The sequence below is a fragment of the Anatilimnocola floriformis genome, from assembly GCF_024256385.1.
Lineage (GTDB): Bacteria > Planctomycetota > Planctomycetia > Pirellulales > Pirellulaceae > Anatilimnocola > Anatilimnocola floriformis.
This window is the reverse complement of sequence record NZ_JAMLFW010000001.1, coordinates 1092566-1112286: the sequence shown is the minus strand read 5'-3', so window position 1 is coordinate 1112286 and position 19721 is coordinate 1092566. Positions and strand designations below refer to the sequence as shown.

Sequence of the window (19721 nt, the reverse complement as noted above, 5' to 3'; positions counted from 1 at the left end):
ATCCAGCCGGCCGCTTGAGGGAGAAAACACAATGTATATTTACGGTAGCTCGAACGTTCATTCCGCCCAGCCCATCAGCGCCCCGCACAAGTTCGGCGGCGTGCAACAGGCCCAGGGCTCGCAGTCTCGTGGTGCGTCGGGAGTCGATCAATTGGACATTTCGCCCGAAGCCGAAATGCTCAGCCAGGTGCATAACCTGCCCGACGTCCGCCAGGATCGCGTAGCCGACATTCGTGCCCAGATTAAGAACGGCACGTACGACACCGACGAAAAGCTCGACATGGCGTTGAGCCGCCTGCTCGATGAAATTGGCTAGTGACGGTCGCCTTTCGCTCCGCGAAAGGACGCATCTTCCTCGCGCCGAGAATTTCGGCGCTGTGGATTATTCGCTGAGTCGATCGCGAATTTTCTGCATCAGCAACCAGCTTCAGTTGGTGGACTCAGGTTCTCAACAGTTCTCGGCTTTAGCCAGCGATCGAACTGTCCTCCTACTAAGTATTCGTCTGAACCAGCGATTACAATCCTCCACAGATCATCGCGTTCGCAGCTAGATTTTCTGCCGCGCTGCGACCGACGATGGAGGAGCAACTGATGTCACTTTCACTGGCATTCATTCCGCTGTTGCCCAAGGCGCAGCTTTCGTCCTCTGCCATTCGCGCCGATCTCGTCGCCAATTGGCCGCAGTTGCCGAAGCCCGAACCGGTCAAAGGCGAAACTGATCAAATCTCTTTTCGCATCGGCTCCAGCGACGTGATCATTGCGTTCATGCGGGCGCCGATTCCGTGGACCGATCTGGACGGACCGTGCCAAACTGCCTTCCTTTGGCCAGACGCCGAACCGGTGCTGCGAAGTCATGTCGGCCATCTGATCATCACCTTGCTCAGCAAAGAAGGACCAGTGGCCCAGGCCGGCCTGTTGACCCAAGTGTGTGCCGCGATCGTCGGCAGTTGCCCACAGGCGCCGGGCGTATTCTGGTCGAACGCCACTCAATTGATTCGCGGTGACATCTTCCGCGATTTCGCGGTCAAGTTCCTGCCCGATGCTCCGCCCCTGTACCTCTGGGTCGACTTCCGCGTCGGCCCTTCTGGTAACGGCAAGTCCAGCGGCTTCACTACAGGACTGACGGCGCTCGGTCACATGGAGTTCGAAACCGAAAGCTCATCGGAATCGCCCGGTGAATTGAAAGAACGACTCTTCGGCCTGGCCAATTACGTCGTCGAAAACGGCCCGGTCATCCGCAACGGCGACACCATCGGCGAGGATGCGAACGAACGAATCCGCGTCGTCTATGCCAAATCCGCCTTCGGCCACGAGGGACAGGTCATGCGGCTCGAATACGATGCGCCGCCCAAGAAAAAGGGTTGGTTTGGTTGGTGAGTCACACGCGATCACAAGCCTGACGCGCCAGCGAAGGAACGCAGCCTGCAACTTGGTGGCCGACTGCGTTCCTTCGCTGGCGCGTCAGGCTTGGGGGACACGGCTTCCCCTGCGGACAGGTTCGGCCTAAGATTACTTATTGAGACTACGGGCGGCCTCGATCTGCGAATTTCGCAGGAACGCCTCTTTCGCGAGTCTCAATAGATAAATTCTTCCCTCATCTTTGCCAGCCGCAGCCAGCCCAAGTCATGCCCGACCACGACCCATTAGAACGCGTTCCCGTCGCCCTTTCGCCGCGCGACCGTTTTGTCGAATTCCTGCAGAGCAAGGGGATGCGTGTAACCCAGCAACGGCTGAGCCTGGTCGACCACGTTTTCAGCCGGCATGAGCACTTCGACGCCGATCAGCTCATGGAACAACTGCCGGCATCGGGCGACGCGAACCACGTAAGCCGGCCGACCGTCTATCGCACACTGAACGAATTCGTCGATGCGGGGCTGCTGCGGCGGTTCACGCTCAACGGCCGGGCCGTGTATGAGCACGACTATGGCTATCCGCAGCACGACCACTTCCACTGCACCGAATGCAACAAGCTGTTGGAATTCACCTGCCCCGAACTGATCCAGCTACGTGACGAGCTCGGCAAACAACATCAGTTCCGCGTCGCCAGCCACCGCTTTATCATCACCGGCGTGTGCCAGGAATGCGCCCAGGCGAAACGGCGGAGTCGCAGCCGGATGAATATGATTTAGTAGCAATAGCTACGAATTTATCCTTGGTCTTTTTTCCCTCATATTGACTAGTGGCAGCTCGCACAAAGCAGTAGTTACAATGCGGCGCATTGTTGCGTACTACTCTTGTTAGGAGCCCCGCTATGTCTCGTCGCGGCATTACTGTCTCTGAATTGCTGGTCACGCTGACGTGCCTGACAGTCCTCTTTACGCTCGTCGTGCTCGCCACCGGTTGTGGGAAACTGGCCGACAATCGCCAGCAATGCGGTAACAACCTCAAGCAGCTGGCGCTGGGCCTGCAGAACTATCATGACACGTTTCTGTATTTGCCTTACGGCGCCCGCAATCGCACGCCTGCCAATGACCCGAAGAACGTGAGCTGGGGAAGTTCCTGGCTGGTCGCCACGCTTGGATTTTGTGAACAACGACCGATGTTCGACAAATTGTATGGCACCGACATTGCCGATCCGGCGAACGACTACATCAGCCCGACCATGCTCGCCGCCGCCGTCCCGCACAAGCCCACGACCTATTTCATCTGCCCCAATACGCCGATGCCAAAATCGCAAACGATGGGCCAAGCCAAACTGGATGTACCCAGTTACGCCGGCATTATGGGGGCGAACCTGCCGATGGACCAACGCATCGTGGACGGCCCCTACGGCGGCACCGCGGGCCTCAACGGCATGCTCATACCCAATGACAGCCTGACGTTTGCCGCTTGCACCGACGGCACGGCCAACACGATTATTGTGGGTGAAGTTTCGAATTGGTATTACGACGACAAAGGCACCAAGCGGCACACGGCACTGAGCATCTCGGATGCAGGTGATGGAGCGAAGCCCGAAGCAGGTTGGCTGGCAGGCACGAACCTGAAGGAAGTCATGCCCAAGAGCATCGCCGCAGATCAATGCTTGAATCTGATTTCTTTGGCTCATCCGGTAAATGCCAATAACCGTGGCGCTGCTGCCGACCAGGCACCAAATTGGGGCAGCGGCGGCGTGGGACGTTGTGGTTTCAACAACCCACTGAGTTCGGCACATGGCAACGGCGCGATGGTCGGCTTTGTCGACGGCCATGTCGTTTTGCTGACTTCGGATACCGCGCTGGACGTGCTGCAAAAACTGGCTGTTCGGGATGATGGCGGGGCTACGCCACGGTTTTAACTTGGTGGACAGCAGCGGATAGCCATTTCTCGCCAACGGGCTTCAACATTTCTTTTCTGGTATCTTCCCCACATTTGGCGTAATATGTGAAGCCTTGTTGGTGAGTTGTCTACTGCTGAGGGATCTGCTCATGCGTTGGGCTTTCTGCCTACTGGCGATCATTGTTTCGGGATGGAATTCCGTCGCTCTCGCTCGTGAATGGTCCGATGCGACCGGCTCCTTCAAAATCGAAGCCGAGCTGGTCGCGGTCCGCGGCGGCAAGGTGGTTTTGGAGAAGGCCGACGGCGCGATCATTAGCGTGCCGCTCGAGAAACTAAGCGCCGCCGATCAGAAGTATCTCGCCGACCTGAAAAACCCCGCACCCTCGCCTGCGCCGGCGATTCCGACGCCCATGCCGCCAGGGGTTGGGCCGCAACCAGTGGCACCCACACCGGTCACTGCCCAGGGCAAGGAGCTCGCCGAAAAAGCTCACGCCGTTTTGAAGTCGACATGCTACCGCTGCCACGGCGAAGACGGGGCCAGCGAAGGTGGTTTCAACTTCGCGCTCAACCTCGCCAAAGTCGCCAAGACCTTGGTCAACGGCAAGAATGCATCGGCGTCGGTGCTGTATCAACGCTTGACGACAACCGACGACAGCGTGATGCCGCCGGTCGGCGAATCGCCGCGGCCGTCGCCGCAAGACATCGCCGTGATCAAGGCTTGGATTGAAGCCGGCTCACCGGCCATCAGCACCGAGAAGCCGCGCGAGTTCGTCACCAATGAATCGGTAGTGAAACTGATCGCCGCCGACGCGCAAGCCTACAGCGAGCGTTCGCGCCGCTTCCTGCGTTACTTCACGCTGACGCATTTGTACAACGCCGGCGTTTCCGAAGACGAACTGCAAACCTATCGCAATGCGTTTTCCAAGCTGATCAACAGCCTGTCGTGGAACACCAGTCTGCTGGTGCCGCATGCACTCGATCCCGCCCGCACCGTGTATCGCATCGACATGCGCGAGCTGCATTGGAATGTCGCGATGTGGGAGCGAATTCAGCAGGCCAATCCATACTTCCTGAATCTGCAAACTCCGGACGCCAAACTCGCTTGCGAATTGACGCAGTGCGAAATGCCCTACGTCCGCATCGACTGGTTCGTCTTCGCCGCCAGCAAACCGCCGCTGTATCACGTGCTGCTTGGCTTGCCCGAAACGGACGCGGAACTCGAGAATCTGCTACGCGTGAACGTGCAAGCCAACATCGATCAGGAACAAGCGATTCGCGCCGCCTTCAATCGTTCGGGGGTGTCGCAAAACAACCGCCTTATCGAATGGCACAAGTCGCCATACGGCAGCTACTGGAAGAGCTACGACTTTGGCCGCAACACCGGCAGGCAGAACCTGTTTGAATATCCGCTCGGCCCAGGCACGACGGAAGGCATGTTTAAGCACGACGGTGGCGAGCTGATTTTCACGCTCCCCAACGGATTGCAGGGTTATCTGCTGGTTGACGAAAATGGCAAACGGATCGATCAGGGCCCCACCGCGATCGTCAGCGATCCGAAGCGGCCCGACAAGGCAGTTACCAACGGCGTATCGTGCATGTCGTGCCATTACACGGGCGTGATTCCGAAGGTCGACGAAGTCGGCCCCGCTGTGCGCGCCAACGCCAAGGCTTATGAAAACTCGAAGGACATTCTCGCCCTTTATCGTGAACCAGCCGACCTGAATCGCGTGCTGACGGAAGATGCCAAGCGCTTCGCTGGCGCTATGCAAAAGCTCGGCGTTAGCAGTTTGAGCCGCAGCGGTGAACCAATTTCGGCGATGGCAGCTCGCTTCGAACTCGAGCTCGATCCGCAGTTGGCCGCAGCGGAGTTCGGCTTGAAGCAGGACGACTTTTTCAAGCGGCTGGATGAGTCGCCCCTCATGTCGCGACGGTTTGCGGCGCTGCGCACACCCGGCGGTGTGCTCAAGCGCGATGTCTTCGCCGTCGGCTTTGGTGAAGCCACCGTCGAACTGAAGATCACGATCGAAGCCCGCGTCAACATCGGCGGCTCGCCCAGCGTAGCGGCAACCAGTCCGTCGCCGGCGCGCCCGATCACGCCGTCGACGCCCGGACGCCCTGGCGACAAGCCGGCCGAAGTGGCTCGCTTTAACGACCTCACCTGGGGCGTGAAGTCCCTGGCGTTTCATCCCAACGGCACGATGCTGGTTGCCGGCAAACCAGATCGCGAAATCAGAGTCTTCGACGTTTTCAACCAAGCGCAAAGCTCCACGCTCGGCAAGCTCGATCTCCTCAGCTCCGTCGAACAAGTGATCTTCACTCCCAACGGTTCGCGGCTGCTCGCCGGCGGTCAACGCGGGCACATCAGCATTTTCTCGGCATCCAAAGAAGGACAATTGGCCGACGTTGGCCAGTTTGCTGGCCATTCCAAGGAGATTACCTGCATCACCGTCTCGCCCGATGGCAAGCTGGCCTTGTCGGACAGCACCGAGAAAAAGGCCCGTCTGTGGGACGTTGAAAAGGGACAAGAGATTGGCCTGATCAGCGGCTTCGAAGGAAAAATCAAAGCCGTCCACATTTCGAAATCAGGCCGCGTCGGCATGGCGACGGACGGCGCTAAGTGGATCGAGTTTGATCTGGCTCCCAACATGAAGGTGAAGCGCGAGCGCGAGTTCACACGGTCTTGGGCGTCTGGGCAGGCCGCTGCATTTTCGCCTGATGGCCAAACGGCAGCCGTCGGCGACAGCTACAAGATTCGGCTGTTCAACTTGGCGACCGGCAAGGAACTCGATGTGCTTGAGAGTGACGAAATCCAGTGGACCATGCAATTTATGCCCGATGGCATTCGGTTGCTCAGCGGCGGCAGCGACAAGGTCAACATCTGGAACGTGAAGCAACAAAAGCGAGTTCACGTGCAAGCCATTCCCAACAGCGGTTACATTCAATCGCTCGCGACTTCGCCCGACAACAAGCATGCCGCGGCTGCCGGACGCAGCGCGCTGCATGTGTTCCGCTTGCCGTAATCACCGCATGCCGCCGCTGATGTAGAGCGTTTCGCCGGTGATCCACGACGCATCGTCTGAGGCGAGAAACACTGCGGCTGGCCCAATGTCTTGCGGCTGGCCGATGCGGCCGAGGGGCGTTTGCGCTTCGATCTGCTTACGGAAGTCGCTCTCAGCCAGACCAGTGGCGTGAAAACCCTCGGTCTCTACCATACCGGGGTTAATAGCGTTCACGCGAATCTTGCGAGGCCCGAGTTCCTGAGCCAGCGACCGAGTGATCGTATTCACGGCGCCTTTCGTCGCGCTGTAAACCGAGCCGCCGGGCGGGGCGTTCGTCGCCGCCACGGAACTGATATTGATAACCGCGCCGCCGTTGTTGCCGAAGAGCTTCGCGGCTTCTTGCGTTGCGAACAGCAAACCCAGCACGTTCAGATCAAACTGCTTGTGAAAATGTTCTGCCGTGATGTTTTCCAACGGCTGAAAATCATAAATGCCGGCGTTGTTGACCAGAATGTCGAGCCGGTCGAACTGCTGCTTGGTCTCGGCGAATAAACGTTGCACATCGGCCTGCTTCGCCAGATTGGCTTGCACGGCAACTGCCTTGCCACCGGCTTTGACGATGTCTGCCACAACCCGGTCGGCCCCGGCTTTGCTAGACGAATAATTCACCACCACCGCAGCGCCAGCTTTCGCCAGATCCAAGGCGATAGCAGCGCCGATTCCCTTGGAAGCCCCTGTAACAACCGCGACTTTACCAGCAAGTTTTCCAGCCATGGCAGCAACCCTTTGTACGAAATTTCAGCATCTTTTCGCAGGCAGAGCTGCCTGTTGAAGAGGAATACCGGCCCTTGGAGAACTTCTTACAGCCACAGCTGCCAGTCGTAATCTACGCCGAAGCGACCCGCCAGCGCGTGCTGAACTGCCACATCATGACGAGCAACAGAAAGCCGTTCAGCCCGAGCGTGAAGATGACGTACAGCGCGTACATCGGCCAATTGCCGACCAAAGCCGGCGACGTATCGGTGCCCAGTGTGATATCGAGCGGGATCTCGTGGGCCGCGGCAAAGGGGCTCGTCACTCCCAGCCAGGCGATCCGCAGGGTGTTGGGATGCGTGGCAAAAAAGGTTTGGGCAAAGTAGTTGATCGCCAGCGGCGCACAGAACAACACGATGATGATGATGTAAGTGGTCATCAGGCTCATCGACGTCGTCCGAAACATCACCGAGCAAAACAGGGCAATCATCGCGGTCGTCAAACAGGTCAGCAGAATGATCGACAGGAACGCGCCGACGGCGGGAAGGTTGGTCCAGTAATCCTTGACCATCGCACAGGCGAGCAGCACGGGCCAAACCAGAAACAGCGTGAGCACGCTCGACACGCGCAGCCCCGCGATCAACTTGCCCCACAAAATCTGCCACGGCGTGATGATGGTCGTCAGCAACAGATCGAGCGTTTCGCGTTCGCGCTCGCTCGTTACGCTCCCCGCCGAGAACACCGGCCCGACCAGCATGTTGAACACCACCACGTAACTGATGTACCAAGCGGCGTAGCGGGGATAGATGTACAAACAAAATGCCATAAACGGAATCGCCAGCACCATGCTCACCTGAATGACCAGGCGCAGCATCAGCGTACCTTGGCTGAAAATTTCGCTGCGGATTTCCTTCTCATAAACCGGATTAGCGTCGTCCTCCATCAAGTCATCGCGCTTCGGCGGCGCAAATAGCTTGTCGGGGAACTGATCGCGCTGAATGACGAGGCCGACCGCTTGCTGGGCCTCTTGTTCGAGATCGACGACGTCTTTCCCTTCGCTGCCGACGTCCGGCGGATGCAACAGCAGTGCGCTCGTATTAAAGAACAGCGCCAGGCAAGCCGCAGCCGCAACGGCCGGCAGCACGAAGACAATCAGCCACAACCGAAACTCGCCATACGGAGCCATCTTCAGCCAGAAGAGCGCGCCGAGAATCACGAGCGGGAGAATAAGCAGATAAGAAACGACGAGGGCTGCACTAGTCCGCTGAAAAAACGCGCTGCAAGCCACGCTCAGCATACCGAAGGTAATGACCGACAGAATCAAACCGAGATAAGCAGCGAGCAATTCCGAAATATGCACGCCGCCGAGCGGCAGGCAGAGCATGACGATCGGCAGCGATGAAAAGATCAGCACGGCCAGGTGCGTGAGGGCCGCTATCAACTTGCCGAGCACGATCGCCGCGGGACGCAGCGGACTGGCCAGCAGCATTTCATACGTATGCCGTTCTTTTTCGCCCGCGATCGATTCGGCGGCAAAGGTCGGCGCCATCATCGAGGCAATCACGTATTGGCCGATGAAAAACAAATCGACGAGTGCCCGCGTCTGCCGGGCGTTTTCGCTGTTGGCGGTCAGATCGAGGTGCGTATCCTGCGGCCAGGCGAAATATACCACCAGTCCCAGCAGCGCCTGATAAACAAACAACAGTACGAACGCCCGCACCATGCGCAAGTTGACGAGCAACTCGCGCTGCAAGACAGGATTTTCGATGACGTACATGAACTGTTTCCGCTTCCGCCAATTGACGAGACGCTTATTCTAACGAGTCGCAAATGCAGAATGTAGAACGCAGAATGCAGAATGAAAAATCAGCGATTCGGCCACACTTGCCGGGCAGGTTCCTCTAAAATCACTCCTTACTTCTGCGTTCTGCATTCTGATTTCTGCATTTCCCCATGCCCGTCATCTCTGTTAAGTCCCTCGCCAAGTCCTATCGCGTTTATCAAAAAGCCGAAGGGCTGATGGCGTCGGTAAAGGGGCTGTTTCATCGCGAGTACCGCGAAGTACAAGCCGTGAAAGACGTCAGCCTGCAAGTCGAGCGCGGCGAGTTCGTCGCCTTCCTCGGGCCCAATGGCGCTGGCAAAACCACTACGCTCAAATTGCTGTCCGGCGTGATCTATCCATCGGCGGGCGAAGCCCAGGTGATGGGCTTCGTGCCGTGGGAAAGAAAGCTGGAATACCGTCGCCGTTTTGCGTTGGTCATGGGGCAAAAAAATCAGCTCTGGTGGGATCTACCTGCCGGCGAGTCGTTCCGCCTGCATCAGCAGATCTATCGCATCGAACCCACCGAGTATCAAAAGACGCTCGACGAACTTTGCGAACTGCTCGACATCGGCCGACTCCTCAAACAGCCCGTCCGCGAACTCTCGCTCGGCGAGCGGATGAAAATGGAGCTAACCGCTGCGCTCCTTCACTCGCCGGAAGTTCTCTTTCTGGACGAACCGACGATCGGCCTCGACGTCGTCGCCCAACATCGCATTCAGCAGTTCCTGAAAACGTATCAGGAAGAGCGTCAAATCACCGTTCTCCTCACCAGCCATTACATGAAGGACGTCGCTGCACTTTGCAAGCGCGTCGTGATCATCGCTCAGGGTGAAATCAAATACGACGGCAGCCTCAGCGGCATCGTCGATCGCTTCAGCGGGCAGAAACTGATCACGCTGCAACTTGCTGGCGAAGAATCCGAAAAGGGACTCGAGCAATTCGGTCAGATTGTGAGTGTCGATCTGCCGAAAGTCAAAATCCGCATCCCTCGCGCCGAAGTCCCTCGCGCTCTCGCTGCGATCCTGGCTCAGCGGACCATCGAAGACGTTGTGGTTGAAGATCCACCGCTTGAGGAAGTCATCGCGTCGATGTTTTCGGAAGTTGGCGCCAGCTAATTTCGCGCACGGCTGCTCGCACGAACCTAAGGGTTCGTGCTACGCAATCTTAACCGGCTCCCACGCCGCGATCGAAGGCATCCTGATCGCGCATGCTCAGTGCCAGTTCCGATTCAAACCGCGAGCTGCTCACTTGCCAGACCGGCGTTTCGTCGGTGTGAGCGTTGCAATGCGAGACAAGCAGTTTGTAGAGGAATTTGAAGAGCCGCCGCGGCACGCGGAGGTTGCGAAAGGCCTCGATCAAGCGTTGCTCGGAGATCGCTGGCTCGAAGAGAGATTTTAGATTAGGAGTCTTCCCGCCATCGACAGCGCAAGCCTTCACGCGGGCGTTGGCAACGTCGTAGAGTGCTTCGCCGGTCCATTCGAAAGACGGGATGACGTTCTGTTTGTCGAGGCGAGCGCGCTGATAGAAATCGCGTTCTTCCCGCTCCGTAAACCGCCACAATTCGACGGGCAACATCAGTTTGATGCCCAGGCCCGGGTGCTTGAGGAATTTGTTGTCGAGCACCGGCCAAACGAGGGCCTTCATCAGCTCGGCTTGGCCGTTGATCAGGTGTGGTTCATCGACGCGATCGACCAGCACAACGATGCCGGGATAACCGAGCGTTTGCAGAATTGCCTGCAGCTTCATCAGCAGCTCGTAACGGTCGTCGGTGCTGTCTTTGTTCGGCAGCGGCTGCGAGGCGAGCTCGGCCGGCGTGAACTGCATAAAGACCTTGCGCAGATCGTTCGTCTGACGAATGCCGACCCGCATGCGGCTGAGAATGCCGCGGGCCAGCCAGAAATTCTTCCAAGCCTTCACCAGCCACGGAATCCAACCGACAAAGACCAACGGCAAACAGATCCACCACGGCGGTAACCAGCCGAATCCGCCGTTCACATAAATCGTGATCCAAAGCGCGATCATCGCAACCATCGTGGTGATACCAGCCGCGAGTTGCCAGTAACTCTTCCACGTATTGAACTTCAGCCGCTTCCGCAGGCGATTCCAGCGATCTTTAAAATTCTCGCCCGTGGCCTGGTCGTAGCAAGCCGTGAGAACGAGCAAGTCGCGAGCTTGATGTCGGTCGAGGTCATCGACTTTGCTCTGCTCGATCTTGCAGATGACGCTTGTCGTTGGCTGACGAACTTCCAAAATGCGATCGACGAGGCCGGTGATGCTGAGGGTGAGGATCGCATCCATGTGATCCCACAGCTTCCAATTCTGCAGCACTTTGTCGGGCCGGCGATTGCGGCTGCCGAGGCGATCGCGAAAGCGATCGAGGAAGGGATTGAAGTCGTCGTAGTGAACGACAAACAACCGCCGCGCAGGCGATTGATCGTTGAAGGCTTCCAGGTGCCGAGCGAGTTGCAAACGCATCGCCGTTTTGCCGGAGCCCTTTTCGCCGAAGACGATCGAACTGGCCGGTTCGTGCGGATCGCCATACACCTTGTCCCAAGTGGGATGGTAGGTACTGTCGATGCAATGCTCTTTGAAGACCGGATCGGTCTGAGCATCTTCCTCGGCAAACGGATTGCGGGCGATGCCGTGGTGTTCGAGAAAAGGCTGAATCTTCATGGTGTGTCTTCTCGATGATTTTTGGTTATGCGGGTTTCATCGCGCGCTGAACGATCTCGGCGTCGAAATAATTGATGCTCATGCCGGCATCGACGATCAGATTTTGAGCCTGAATGCCCGACGAACGCGGACTGAGCAAAAACACGATGGCGCTCGCAGCTTCTTCGGTCTGCAAGGCTTCTTTGCGCGGAATGACTTGCTCGGCGTAGAGGTACGAATCGATGTAGCCCGGAATGCCCGCCGAGGCGCTCGTCTTCAGCAGCGACGGCCCGACGGCATTGAAGCGGATCTGCGAAAATCGGCTGAACGACTTCGCGAGAAACGCCAGCGATGATTCGAGGGCCGCCTTGATCGGCGCCATGTAGCCGTAGTTTTCGCTGGCCATGCGGGTCGTCGAGATTGAGACTGCGACCACGCTCGCGGTGGGCGTGAGTAGATCCTTCAGCGCGTTGCTGACGGCCATCAGCGAATAGCAGGAAATATCCATCGCTCGCAAAAACGCCCGCTTCGGCGTTTCGTGAAACGGCTTCATCCCGTCGCTGTAATCGGCGAAGGCGATGGAATGCAGCAGCCCGTCGAACTTCTCGCCCGTGGCGGTCAAATCGTCCCGCAGCTTTTGGATCTGCTCTTCGAACTCGACATCGCACACAAAGATCGTCCGGCCGGCGAGCAACTTCGCGAGGCTCGCCTTGCGTTCTTCGCTCCGGACGACATAAACAACCGTCGCGCCGCAGCTTTCTAAGCCCGAAGCCACATGCCAGGCCACGCTCTTTTTATTCGCGACGCCCAAAACGACAAAGCGTTTGCCGGCTAATCCCAGATAGTCGTTCGATCCTGCAGGCATCAGCGATCCTCATCCTCTTCGTCTTCTTCATCGTCGTCTGCAAACTCATCGTGCTCTTCGTCTTCGTCCTGGGGGACTTCGTTTTCGGTCCAATAATCTTGGTTGCCGAGCACTTCCTCGAGAATGGTTTTGTCCTGCAGAGCCACCACCTGCGGCACGCAAGCGAGTTCGTGATAGGAGTGCATCCCTTCGATCGAGATTTCTTCGGTATCGCAAGGAATAAACCAGCCGTCGAGGTAAACGTAGTCCTGGCCGACTTCGAGTTCGCCGCAGAGTTCCTGCATCGCTTCGATCCAAGCCGCGATGTCTTCATCGGTTGCTTTGAAATCAGGCGAGCGATTGGAGAGGTCGCGCCGCGCGGTCGCTTCCCACGTTTCATTCACTTCAACGGCCACCGCAAACGTAAACGCCTTGCGGCAGTTCGCGCAGCAAAAGAGCCAGCCGCAACCGCACCACGGACAGTCCATTTGCGGCGGAAACGTAATCGGCGCATCTTCGCACGTGCAATGACTAACCAGATCGTTGTTGGCCTTCTTCAGGTAAAGATGCTTCTTCGCCGGGGGCCTGGATGAGTGAGATTTGGGCATTGAAAAATCGACGACTATTGTTTGGGAGCGAGGGTGACCACGAACTTCAGTGTGCAGGCTACTTTGCCTTGGTGTGTGATCTTGCCGGAAAGGAAATACGCGGCGCTGACGCGTTCATCGAGAGTGGCTTCGATATCGATCATATCGCCGGGGCGAATCATCGATTTGAACTTCACATCGCTCAAGCGGCCCACCACTGGCAACGAGTCGCCCTTGGCGACACCGCTCAGGATGATCGCGCCGGCTTGCATGGCTGCTTCGCACAAGATCACACCCGGCACGAGTGCGAACTCGGGGTAGTGCCCTTGGAAGAAGAACTCATCCGGCCGAAAAGTTTTGCGGCAGGTGATGGTCTTCTCCGATCGCGACACGATTTCGTCGAGCAACAGCATCGGCGGGCGATGTGGAATGGCAGCGAGGATTTCGGCGAGCGACATGGAGAAGTTGGGTTAGGGATTCAGCGCGGGTATGAGGTAATTCTCCGGGAGATCGTGCTGAAGCGAAAGGGCAGGGGAGGGGAGTGCGAGGCTGGTTCGCGACCTACGCGTTTTTCTTAGGCACTCGGCCACGCTGACAATTCGGGCAGAAAAACGTTGCTCGCTGTGCTTGCACAATGCGGACAATCTCGTGCTTCGCACAAAGACGACAGACTTCCCCCGCGCGATCGTACACGCGATGCTGATTTTGATAGCCGCCCTCCTGGTTGAGGGCGTTGCGATAGGTGCCGTCGGAAAGGGTCGAGCCCTCGTGCTCGATCGCGAGGTGGAGCACTTCCAACAGTCGCCGATGAATCTCCTGCCAATCGGCGGCTTTGAGCTTTTTACAGGCTTTCGCGGGATGAATGCCGGCGAGATGCAGGATTTCGGACGCATATAAGTTGCCCACGCCGGCGACGGCTTTTTGATCGAGCAGCGCAACTTTGATGGCTCGTTGGCTGGTGCCCAAACGCTCTTGCAGTTCGACGGCTGAGATGACCAGTGCATCGGGACCAAGCTTGTTGTTGTTCAACTCAGCGGCGAGTCGTTCGTTGCTGAGCAACCGTACGCTGCCAAGGCCGCGGCGATCCCAATAGAAGATCGACTTCACTGCGCAGCCGGTGAGATCAAGCCTGAACCGCAAATGCTCCTCCGACGGCGGATCGGCGAGCAAAACCAGGCCAGTCATCCGCGGTTCAAAGACCAGCGATTGATCCCCCGCAATTCGCACGACAACTCGCTTGCCCAAGCGGTCAACGGCCAAAATCTTCTTGCCCACAATCGCCGCATTCATCGCCTCGGTGGCCGGCTCCAACCGAATCGGCTTGCGAGGGGAGGGCAGGGGAGTGGCGGTTTTCACCTTGCCGCCAACGATCCCGAGTATGCCGCGGCGCATCGTTTCAACTTCAGGCAATTCAGGCATGGAATGAATCAAGAAGGGGTGCAGGCGAATAGATGTCGTTATTCTATCAGTCGAGGCAATAGCTGATTGCAGCCGTTTCCTCACCTTGTCACCATTGCCCCTCGCAATGACAATGAGTGGTTTCCCCGATAAGATTCCGCGTTCTCGACTTTCCACATGAGCAATGCTTCTGCTTCGCAATCCGTCCCCGATGCTGCCGGGCGGTTTGGTTCGTTTGGCGGCCGGTATGTGCCCGAGACGCTGACCCGCGCGCTCGATGAGTTGACGGCCGAATATGCCAAGGCCCAGCAGGATCCGCAGTTCCAAGCCGAACTCGACGACCTGTTTCAGAACTTCGTCGGCCGGCCTTCGCCGCTGTATTTCGCCCGACGGCTGACGGAACGTTGCGGCGGAGCTCAGATCTGGCTGAAACGCGAAGACCTGAACCACACCGGCGCGCACAAGATCAACAACACCCTCGGCCAAGCCCTGCTCACGCTGCGAATGAAGAAGAAGCGGGTGATCGCCGAAACGGGCGCCGGCCAGCACGGCGTGGCCACGGCAACCGCGTGTGCACACTTCGGCATTCCCTGCGTTGTGTACATGGGCGAAGAAGACATTCGCCGCCAGGCTCCGAATGTGAACAGCATGAAGCTGCTCGGCGCAGAGGTGCGGCCCGTGACGAGCGGCTCGCGGACGCTCCGTGATGCGATCAACGAAGCCATGCGCGACTGGATGTCGTCGGTCGAAACGACTCATTACATCCTTGGTTCCGTCGTCGGCCCGCATCCTTTCCCTCGGATCGTCCGTGACTTCCAATCTGTCATCGGCCGTGAGACGCGGGCCCAATCGCTCACACGTATCGGCCGGTTGCCCGATTGCGTGGTCGCCTGCGTTGGCGGCGGCAGCAATGCAGCCGGCATGTTCTATCCGTTCGTTGGCGACACCAGCGTCAAACTGATCGGCGTCGAAGCCGGCGGCCGCAGCAGCCGCCCTGGCGATCACGCGTCGCCGTTGAGTTACGGCACACCCGGAATTCTGCACGGCAGCTTCAGCTACGTCATGCAGGATGAAGATGGCCAGACTTGCGACGTCCATTCGATCTCGGCAGGGCTCGATTATCCGGGCGTTGGCCCCGAGCACAGCTATTGGAAAGACGCCGGCCGAGTGAGCTACACCGCTTGCGAAGACGACGATGCCCTCCGCGGCTTCGATGCACTGGCGCAGTGCGAAGGGATTCTGCCCGCGCTCGAAAGTTCGCACGCGGTTGCTCATGCGATGAAAGTCGCGGCCACGATGAAGAAGGAACAAACGCTCGTCGTTTGCCTTTCCGGCCGCGGCGATAAAGACGCGGCGGAGATTACTCGGCTGCGTGGTTAGTGTTTCGCTTCAGTTCCGCACTGGCAGAGCCCAGTGGCACTCCATCTTGATTCTGCCTGCACATGACCAACATCGATACTCTCTTCGCTCAACTCGCCACTTCCAAGAAGAAGGCCCTCATGCCGTTTGTGACGGCGGGGGATCCCGATCTGCAATTCACTGCCGAAGTGATTCGCGAGCTCGATCGCCGCGGCTGCACGATGTGCGAAGTGGGCATTCCCTATAGCGACCCGATCGCCGATGGCCCAGTGATTCAGGCGTCTTACACGCGGGCGCTTGAGCACAAGATCAAGGTCAAAGAGATCCTGGCCATGCTCGCCAAGGTCAGCGGCGAGGTGAAGATGCCGCTGGTCACGATGATCAGTTTTGCAATCATCCACCGTTACGGTTTGGAACGTTTTGTTCAAGATGCGAAAGCTGCCGGCGTGAGCGGCGCCATCGTGCCGGACTTGCTGGTCGAAGAAGCCGAAAAATTTTCGGCCATCTGCAAGGCAGCCGATTTCAATCTGATTCAGCTCGTCACACCCACCACGCCGCGCGAACGGGCCATTCGCATTGCCAATTCCAGCAGCGGGTTTCTTTATTACGTGTCGATCGCCGGCATCACTGGCGAACGAACGCAGCTCCCCGCCGATCTGGTTGACAACGTCAGCTGGCTCAAATCGCAGACCAAACTGCCGATCTGCATCGGCTTCGGCATTAGTCAGCCGGAGCATGTGAACCTCCTGAAGCCCGTCGCCGATGGCTTGATCGTGGGCTCGGCAATCGTCCGCCGCGTGGCCGAAGCGGCTACGCGTGATCGCGCCGAGGTTCTCAAAGACGTTGGCCAATACGTGACTTCTCTCTTGTCCGCGCTAGAATAAATCTGCGGCACGAGTCTTGCTTACTCTGGTGCTGGCCCGGCTCTAAACTCCGGCAATTTCGAGCAATGCTGCCCGATTTTTCAACCTTGACGTCTCGAAGCTGCCGAAATTAGAGTCAGGAAGATAGGTTTCATCAGTCGCGACAGCCGCGGCTGCGGGCGACCCCACGTGGCGTCTGGAACGAAACCGGGCGATCGTTCCACCCTCTCCGCCATGCGAGTGGCCGTTCAGCTTCGGCTGATGCGGATCCTCAGCGGCAGCAATGCCGACCGGAAAGGGTGTTTCTCCATGACGGCGTTCGCTCCTCGTTCGACCATCTCGCGTTACTTCGCTGGTATTTGTGAGTCGACGTTTCAAACGCGGCTCGGTGTCGCCGATCCGCCGCTGATCGACTATCTCAGCGAACTTTTGATTCGCTTTGTCCGCACCGAAACCATGCAACGGATCCGCAACCTGTCGGGTCGCCCCGCGGTCGAAGTCGTCGACATGCTCGCCGAAGCCGACAACCGCATCGGCCTCGCCAAGCGCGAAGTCCACCGCCACATCGGCGACGTCACGCTCTTCTGGACAGGCATCTACCCCGAATCGCTCCGCGAAATGCAGTCGACCAACAAGAAGGATCACTTCGTCGACTATCTCGCTCAGGGCAAAAAGGCCTACCACATCGCCAGCACCATCAAGACCGATCGCCAGGACGACACGCCCGACGAAGTGCTACAACTCCTCAGCGATCGCTTCGAAATGTGCGCCTTCGGCCTCGGCGAAGTCCGCCGCGAATGGGAACGGCGCGATGAAGGGGAAACGCGGATCTTGCTGACGGAGTAGCGCGAACTGGCGAGTGCTAATAGGAAGAACAGGCTGTGGGAATGAAAGCCCGCGATTTCATTTCATCAATCGCAGATCTCGACGGTGAGATCGAATCGCTAGTCACATGTGCAACTTCAGAGCGCGTAAGCGAGGGAGCTTCGCAAGTAATGCACCTTTGCAATCGCTGAACGGTTACCCGCGTTCTCCTCGTTGGGCTAGTGAAACGCCTCGCTATTGCGACAAGACGCGGTGCTGTCTCCATTCCCTCCAGGAAAACACCGAGGCCGCAAAGACCGCATAGACGGTGCACGTGGACTCTGGGTGGTAGTTTGTTGTTCCCAGGTCCGGGAGAACGCTTGAAGCTCGTAGAGCTTGCAGTACGGTTGCAAATAACCCGCACTTCGGGGAGTCGCATCGGGCTGTCTTCGTTACCTCCGGTTTCAATCCGTAACACCTTGAATACTCGCACTGAAACCAGCCTTCCGCCGCAAAGTCCAGTGTCGTCACTGCAGACCTCTGTGCTGCTGGTATTCGTGCTGGCGATTGGTGGTAGTTTCTACGCGGCCGGTCAGCAACTTATCGCCAGTCAAAAGGCCGCGCGCGTCCCGAACGCCAAGGAAGCTCTGCTACAGCGGTACGACAATTTAGCCGCTGTCTTGCCAGCCACTGGGACCATCGGTTACTTGCCCGACGCGAAAGCCCCGGGTAAGAGCATCCATCCGGAAGCACGTTTTGGGCTGCTTCGTTATGCATTAGTTCCTCGTCTGCTAACGCAGTCAGTCGAGGCTCCGTACATCATCTTTGACAGCGATCGACCGTCGGCCGCGCCGGAGGGGCCACTCGCTGAAAATTTGCTTCTGGTGGCCGATCTGCAAGATGGCCTGAAAGTTTTTCGTCGCCGAGAGGCCGCAGGCCCATGATTCTGTATCTGTTTGCCATCCTGCCGCCGTTCCTGGTCGCTTATGCGACGACTGGTTGGTTGCTGCGCGGCGAAGTCGCCACGCTTCAACGGCGGTTGTTGCAGATTGGTCTTTCCTGCCTGTTGTCGCTGGGAGTTTCGGCCGCCTTCTTTTGGGGCTGGCTGACGGTTTTCGGCGCACCAACGACGGCCTATTTCATCACCGAGGTCGGCATCAATCTCCTCCTCGCAGCGAGCTTAGCCATCTATTCATGGCGAACCGGACTGCCTGCTGCGACAACAATCACCGCAGCCTCGAAACCTTCGTTACTGCTCGCAGGCTGCACGGCCATTCTCGCCGTCGTGGTTGGGCTCACGGTCTATAATTTCTGCGCGGCCAATCCTGATGGCGGCTGGGATGCGTGGGACAATTGGAACAGTAAAGCTCGGTACATTTATCGCGATCCGGCGAACTGGGAAAAGGTAACCTCCGATCACTTTGAACTGCCCGACTATCCGCCCTTGCTCCCCATGGCAAATGCGCGCATTTGGACCTGGCAAGGCAGCGATCAACGCTGGGTGTCGTGTCTGACGAGCATCATTTTCACGGTCGGGATTGCTACAACACTCACCGGCGCCGTGGGCATCGTGCGCAGCGCCAACCAAGGTCTGCTGGCTCTGCTTCTCTTCCTTGGCTGGGACAATCTTTCGTTTTGGAGTTCATCGCAGTACGCCGATTTGCCTCTGGCCGGTTGCATGCTGGCAGCTGTCATCTGCCTGCTCTTCAGCTGGCGAGAAACGCCTCATCGGGAAATTGAATTTGGGTGGATCTTTCTAAGCGGCACTTTTGCCAGCTTGTCGGCCTGCCTGAAAAATGAGGGGCTAGTCTTTGTCGCTGTCTACTTCATCACCAGCGGCGTGATCTTATTGCAGCAGGCTGGACTGCGAACCGCGGCCAGCAAAATCTCGATTGCCCTGTTAGGCGCCGCGGCTGGCTTATCGGTACTGGCCTGGTTCAAGCTCAGCCTCGCGCCATCGACGCATTTGCTGGCGGAGCAAGATCTGAGCACATTGCAGAAGTTGAGCGACTGGAGCCGACATCAAATCGTCGTCGCCGGAATCTGGCAGCAGATCATCAGCCACGCCTTCCTGCTGCTGCTGGTCATGCCTCTGGCATTCATCTTCTGGGGCAAATCCAAATCGCAAACACTCGCCGTTCGCTGGGTGCTGGCGGTCTTGCTGCTGATGTCTGGCTTTTATTATGCCGCCTACATCGTGACTCCGTATGACCTGCGGTGGCACGTCATCAATTCAGTCGATCGACTGGCCCTGCAGCTTTGGCCATTAGCCTTATTGGCGTTTGCCCTGGCTGTCAAATCGCCTGCAGAAGTCATGGCCGAAGCGCCGGCAACCCGCAGTGTCCAGTCTCCTGTCATTCTTCAAACCACCTAGTCGAGACGCTC

18 protein-coding genes are annotated in these 19721 nt (G+C 58.0%); 11 read left to right on the top strand and 7 right to left on the bottom strand.

Annotation, left to right across the window (positions count from 1 at the left end; genetic code table 11):
• Positions 1 to 31: 31 nt before the first annotated feature.
• The 5 genes from M9Q49_RS04580 (at position 32) to M9Q49_RS04560 (ending at position 6275) form a co-directional block, all read left to right on the top strand.
• Positions 32 to 316, top strand: coding sequence for a flagellar biosynthesis anti-sigma factor FlgM (locus tag M9Q49_RS04580; RefSeq protein ID WP_254507476.1), 285 nt, complete (start codon positions 32 to 34; stop codon positions 314 to 316).
• A 275-nt stretch (positions 317 to 591) separates the two neighbouring features.
• Positions 592 to 1377 (top strand): DUF4261 domain-containing protein, encoded by a 786-nt coding sequence (locus tag M9Q49_RS04575; protein ID WP_254507475.1) that lies wholly within the window; start codon positions 592 to 594, stop codon positions 1375 to 1377.
• 248 nt (positions 1378 to 1625) lie between these two features.
• A complete protein-coding gene (locus M9Q49_RS04570) occupies positions 1626 to 2129 on the top strand; it encodes a Fur family transcriptional regulator (protein WP_254507474.1) in 504 nt (167 codons plus the stop codon).
• Positions 2130 to 2251: 122 nt separating this feature from the next.
• Complete coding sequence (locus tag M9Q49_RS04565) at positions 2252 to 3274, top strand: DUF1559 family PulG-like putative transporter (RefSeq protein ID WP_254507473.1); 1023 nt, start codon at positions 2252 to 2254, stop codon at positions 3272 to 3274.
• Between the two features lie 130 nt (positions 3275 to 3404).
• Complete coding sequence (locus M9Q49_RS04560; RefSeq protein ID WP_254507472.1) at positions 3405 to 6275, top strand: SHD1 domain-containing protein; 2871 nt, start codon at positions 3405 to 3407, stop codon at positions 6273 to 6275.
• On the opposite strand, the gene M9Q49_RS04555 is transcribed toward M9Q49_RS04560, so the two are convergent.
• Both M9Q49_RS04555 and M9Q49_RS04550 read right to left on the bottom strand, forming a co-directional pair.
• Complete coding sequence (locus M9Q49_RS04555; protein ID WP_254507471.1) at positions 6276 to 7028, bottom strand: SDR family NAD(P)-dependent oxidoreductase; 753 nt, start codon at positions 7026 to 7028, stop codon at positions 6276 to 6278.
• A gap of 112 nt (positions 7029 to 7140) precedes the next feature.
• Complete coding sequence (locus tag M9Q49_RS04550) at positions 7141 to 8784, bottom strand: ABC transporter permease (protein WP_254507470.1); 1644 nt, start codon at positions 8782 to 8784, stop codon at positions 7141 to 7143.
• A gap of 176 nt (positions 8785 to 8960) precedes the next feature.
• Between M9Q49_RS04550 and M9Q49_RS04545 the strand changes: the two genes are divergently transcribed.
• Positions 8961 to 9944, top strand: coding sequence for an ABC transporter ATP-binding protein (locus M9Q49_RS04545; protein ID WP_254507469.1), 984 nt, complete (start codon positions 8961 to 8963; stop codon positions 9942 to 9944).
• A gap of 49 nt (positions 9945 to 9993) precedes the next feature.
• On the opposite strand, the gene M9Q49_RS04540 is transcribed toward M9Q49_RS04545, so the two are convergent.
• From M9Q49_RS04540 to mutM, 5 genes are all read right to left on the bottom strand, one after another.
• Positions 9994 to 11502, bottom strand: a complete 1509-nt coding sequence (locus tag M9Q49_RS04540; protein WP_254507468.1) for a hypothetical protein — start codon at positions 11500 to 11502, stop codon at positions 9994 to 9996.
• A gap of 25 nt (positions 11503 to 11527) precedes the next feature.
• The gene (locus M9Q49_RS04535) at positions 11528 to 12346 is read right to left on the bottom strand and encodes an enoyl-ACP reductase FabI (RefSeq protein WP_254507467.1); all 819 of its coding nucleotides are present in this window, start codon (positions 12344 to 12346) and stop codon (positions 11528 to 11530) included.
• The gene (locus M9Q49_RS04530) at positions 12346 to 12933 is read right to left on the bottom strand and encodes a hypothetical protein (protein WP_254507466.1); all 588 of its coding nucleotides are present in this window, start codon (positions 12931 to 12933) and stop codon (positions 12346 to 12348) included. The genes M9Q49_RS04535 and M9Q49_RS04530 overlap by 1 nt, the downstream gene beginning before the upstream one ends.
• A gap of 14 nt (positions 12934 to 12947) precedes the next feature.
• Complete coding sequence (locus M9Q49_RS04525; RefSeq protein WP_254507465.1) at positions 12948 to 13370, bottom strand: 3-hydroxyacyl-ACP dehydratase FabZ family protein; 423 nt, start codon at positions 13368 to 13370, stop codon at positions 12948 to 12950.
• 103 nt (positions 13371 to 13473) lie between these two features.
• On the bottom strand, positions 13474 to 14331 hold the full coding sequence (gene mutM / locus M9Q49_RS04520; protein WP_254507464.1) for a DNA-formamidopyrimidine glycosylase: 858 nt from the start codon (positions 14329 to 14331) through the stop codon (positions 13474 to 13476).
• A 156-nt stretch (positions 14332 to 14487) separates the two neighbouring features.
• Here mutM and trpB point away from each other — a divergent pair, with 156 nt between their 5' ends.
• The 5 genes from trpB (at position 14488) to M9Q49_RS04495 (ending at position 19710) form a co-directional block, all read left to right on the top strand.
• Positions 14488 to 15690 carry a tryptophan synthase subunit beta gene (gene trpB, locus M9Q49_RS04515; protein WP_254507463.1) on the top strand — a complete coding sequence of 401 codons (1203 nt, stop codon included), beginning with the start codon at positions 14488 to 14490 and terminating at the stop codon, positions 15688 to 15690.
• Positions 15691 to 15752: 62 nt separating this feature from the next.
• Entirely contained in the window at positions 15753 to 16553 is an 801-nt protein-coding gene (gene trpA / locus M9Q49_RS04510; RefSeq protein ID WP_254507462.1) for a tryptophan synthase subunit alpha, read from the top strand.
• 213 nt (positions 16554 to 16766) lie between these two features.
• On the top strand, positions 16767 to 17378 hold the full coding sequence (locus M9Q49_RS04505; protein WP_254507461.1) for a hypothetical protein: 612 nt from the start codon (positions 16767 to 16769) through the stop codon (positions 17376 to 17378).
• A gap of 338 nt (positions 17379 to 17716) precedes the next feature.
• Positions 17717 to 18280 (top strand): hypothetical protein, encoded by a 564-nt coding sequence (locus M9Q49_RS04500; protein WP_254507460.1) that lies wholly within the window; start codon positions 17717 to 17719, stop codon positions 18278 to 18280.
• Positions 18277 to 19710: a hypothetical protein gene (locus M9Q49_RS04495; RefSeq protein WP_254507459.1), complete on the top strand. Its 1434-nt coding sequence runs from the start codon at positions 18277 to 18279 to the stop codon at positions 19708 to 19710. The genes M9Q49_RS04500 and M9Q49_RS04495 overlap by 4 nt, the downstream gene beginning before the upstream one ends.
• Positions 19711 to 19721: the final 11 nt, after the last annotated feature.

What these genes read in the sequence shown, in the direction of transcription:
- M9Q49_RS04540 (WP_254507468.1), bottom strand. Translation starts at nt 11,502, where the DNA reads ATGAAGATTCAGCCTTTTCTCGAACACCACGGCATCGCCCGCAATCCG.
- M9Q49_RS04570 (WP_254507474.1), top strand. Translation starts at nt 1,626, where the DNA reads ATGCCCGACCACGACCCATTAGAACGCGTTCCCGTCGCCCTTTCGCCG.
- M9Q49_RS04555 (WP_254507471.1), bottom strand. Translation starts at nt 7,028, where the DNA reads ATGGCTGGAAAACTTGCTGGTAAAGTCGCGGTTGTTACAGGGGCTTCC.
- M9Q49_RS04525 (WP_254507465.1), bottom strand. Translation starts at nt 13,370, where the DNA reads ATGTCGCTCGCCGAAATCCTCGCTGCCATTCCACATCGCCCGCCGATG.
- M9Q49_RS04560 (WP_254507472.1), top strand. Translation starts at nt 3,405, where the DNA reads ATGCGTTGGGCTTTCTGCCTACTGGCGATCATTGTTTCGGGATGGAAT.
- M9Q49_RS04505 (WP_254507461.1), top strand. Translation starts at nt 16,767, where the DNA reads ATGCGAGTGGCCGTTCAGCTTCGGCTGATGCGGATCCTCAGCGGCAGC.
- M9Q49_RS04575 (WP_254507475.1), top strand. Translation starts at nt 592, where the DNA reads ATGTCACTTTCACTGGCATTCATTCCGCTGTTGCCCAAGGCGCAGCTT.
- M9Q49_RS04530 (WP_254507466.1), bottom strand. Translation starts at nt 12,933, where the DNA reads ATGCCCAAATCTCACTCATCCAGGCCCCCGGCGAAGAAGCATCTTTAC.
- trpB (WP_254507463.1), top strand. Translation starts at nt 14,488, where the DNA reads ATGAGCAATGCTTCTGCTTCGCAATCCGTCCCCGATGCTGCCGGGCGG.
- M9Q49_RS04550 (WP_254507470.1), bottom strand. Translation starts at nt 8,784, where the DNA reads ATGTACGTCATCGAAAATCCTGTCTTGCAGCGCGAGTTGCTCGTCAAC.
- M9Q49_RS04545 (WP_254507469.1), top strand. Translation starts at nt 8,961, where the DNA reads ATGCCCGTCATCTCTGTTAAGTCCCTCGCCAAGTCCTATCGCGTTTAT.
- trpA (WP_254507462.1), top strand. Translation starts at nt 15,753, where the DNA reads ATGACCAACATCGATACTCTCTTCGCTCAACTCGCCACTTCCAAGAAG.
- M9Q49_RS04580 (WP_254507476.1), top strand. Translation starts at nt 32, where the DNA reads ATGTATATTTACGGTAGCTCGAACGTTCATTCCGCCCAGCCCATCAGC.
- mutM (WP_254507464.1), bottom strand. Translation starts at nt 14,331, where the DNA reads ATGCCTGAATTGCCTGAAGTTGAAACGATGCGCCGCGGCATACTCGGG.
- M9Q49_RS04565 (WP_254507473.1), top strand. Translation starts at nt 2,252, where the DNA reads ATGTCTCGTCGCGGCATTACTGTCTCTGAATTGCTGGTCACGCTGACG.
- M9Q49_RS04495 (WP_254507459.1), top strand. Translation starts at nt 18,277, where the DNA reads ATGATTCTGTATCTGTTTGCCATCCTGCCGCCGTTCCTGGTCGCTTAT.
- M9Q49_RS04535 (WP_254507467.1), bottom strand. Translation starts at nt 12,346, where the DNA reads ATGCCTGCAGGATCGAACGACTATCTGGGATTAGCCGGCAAACGCTTT.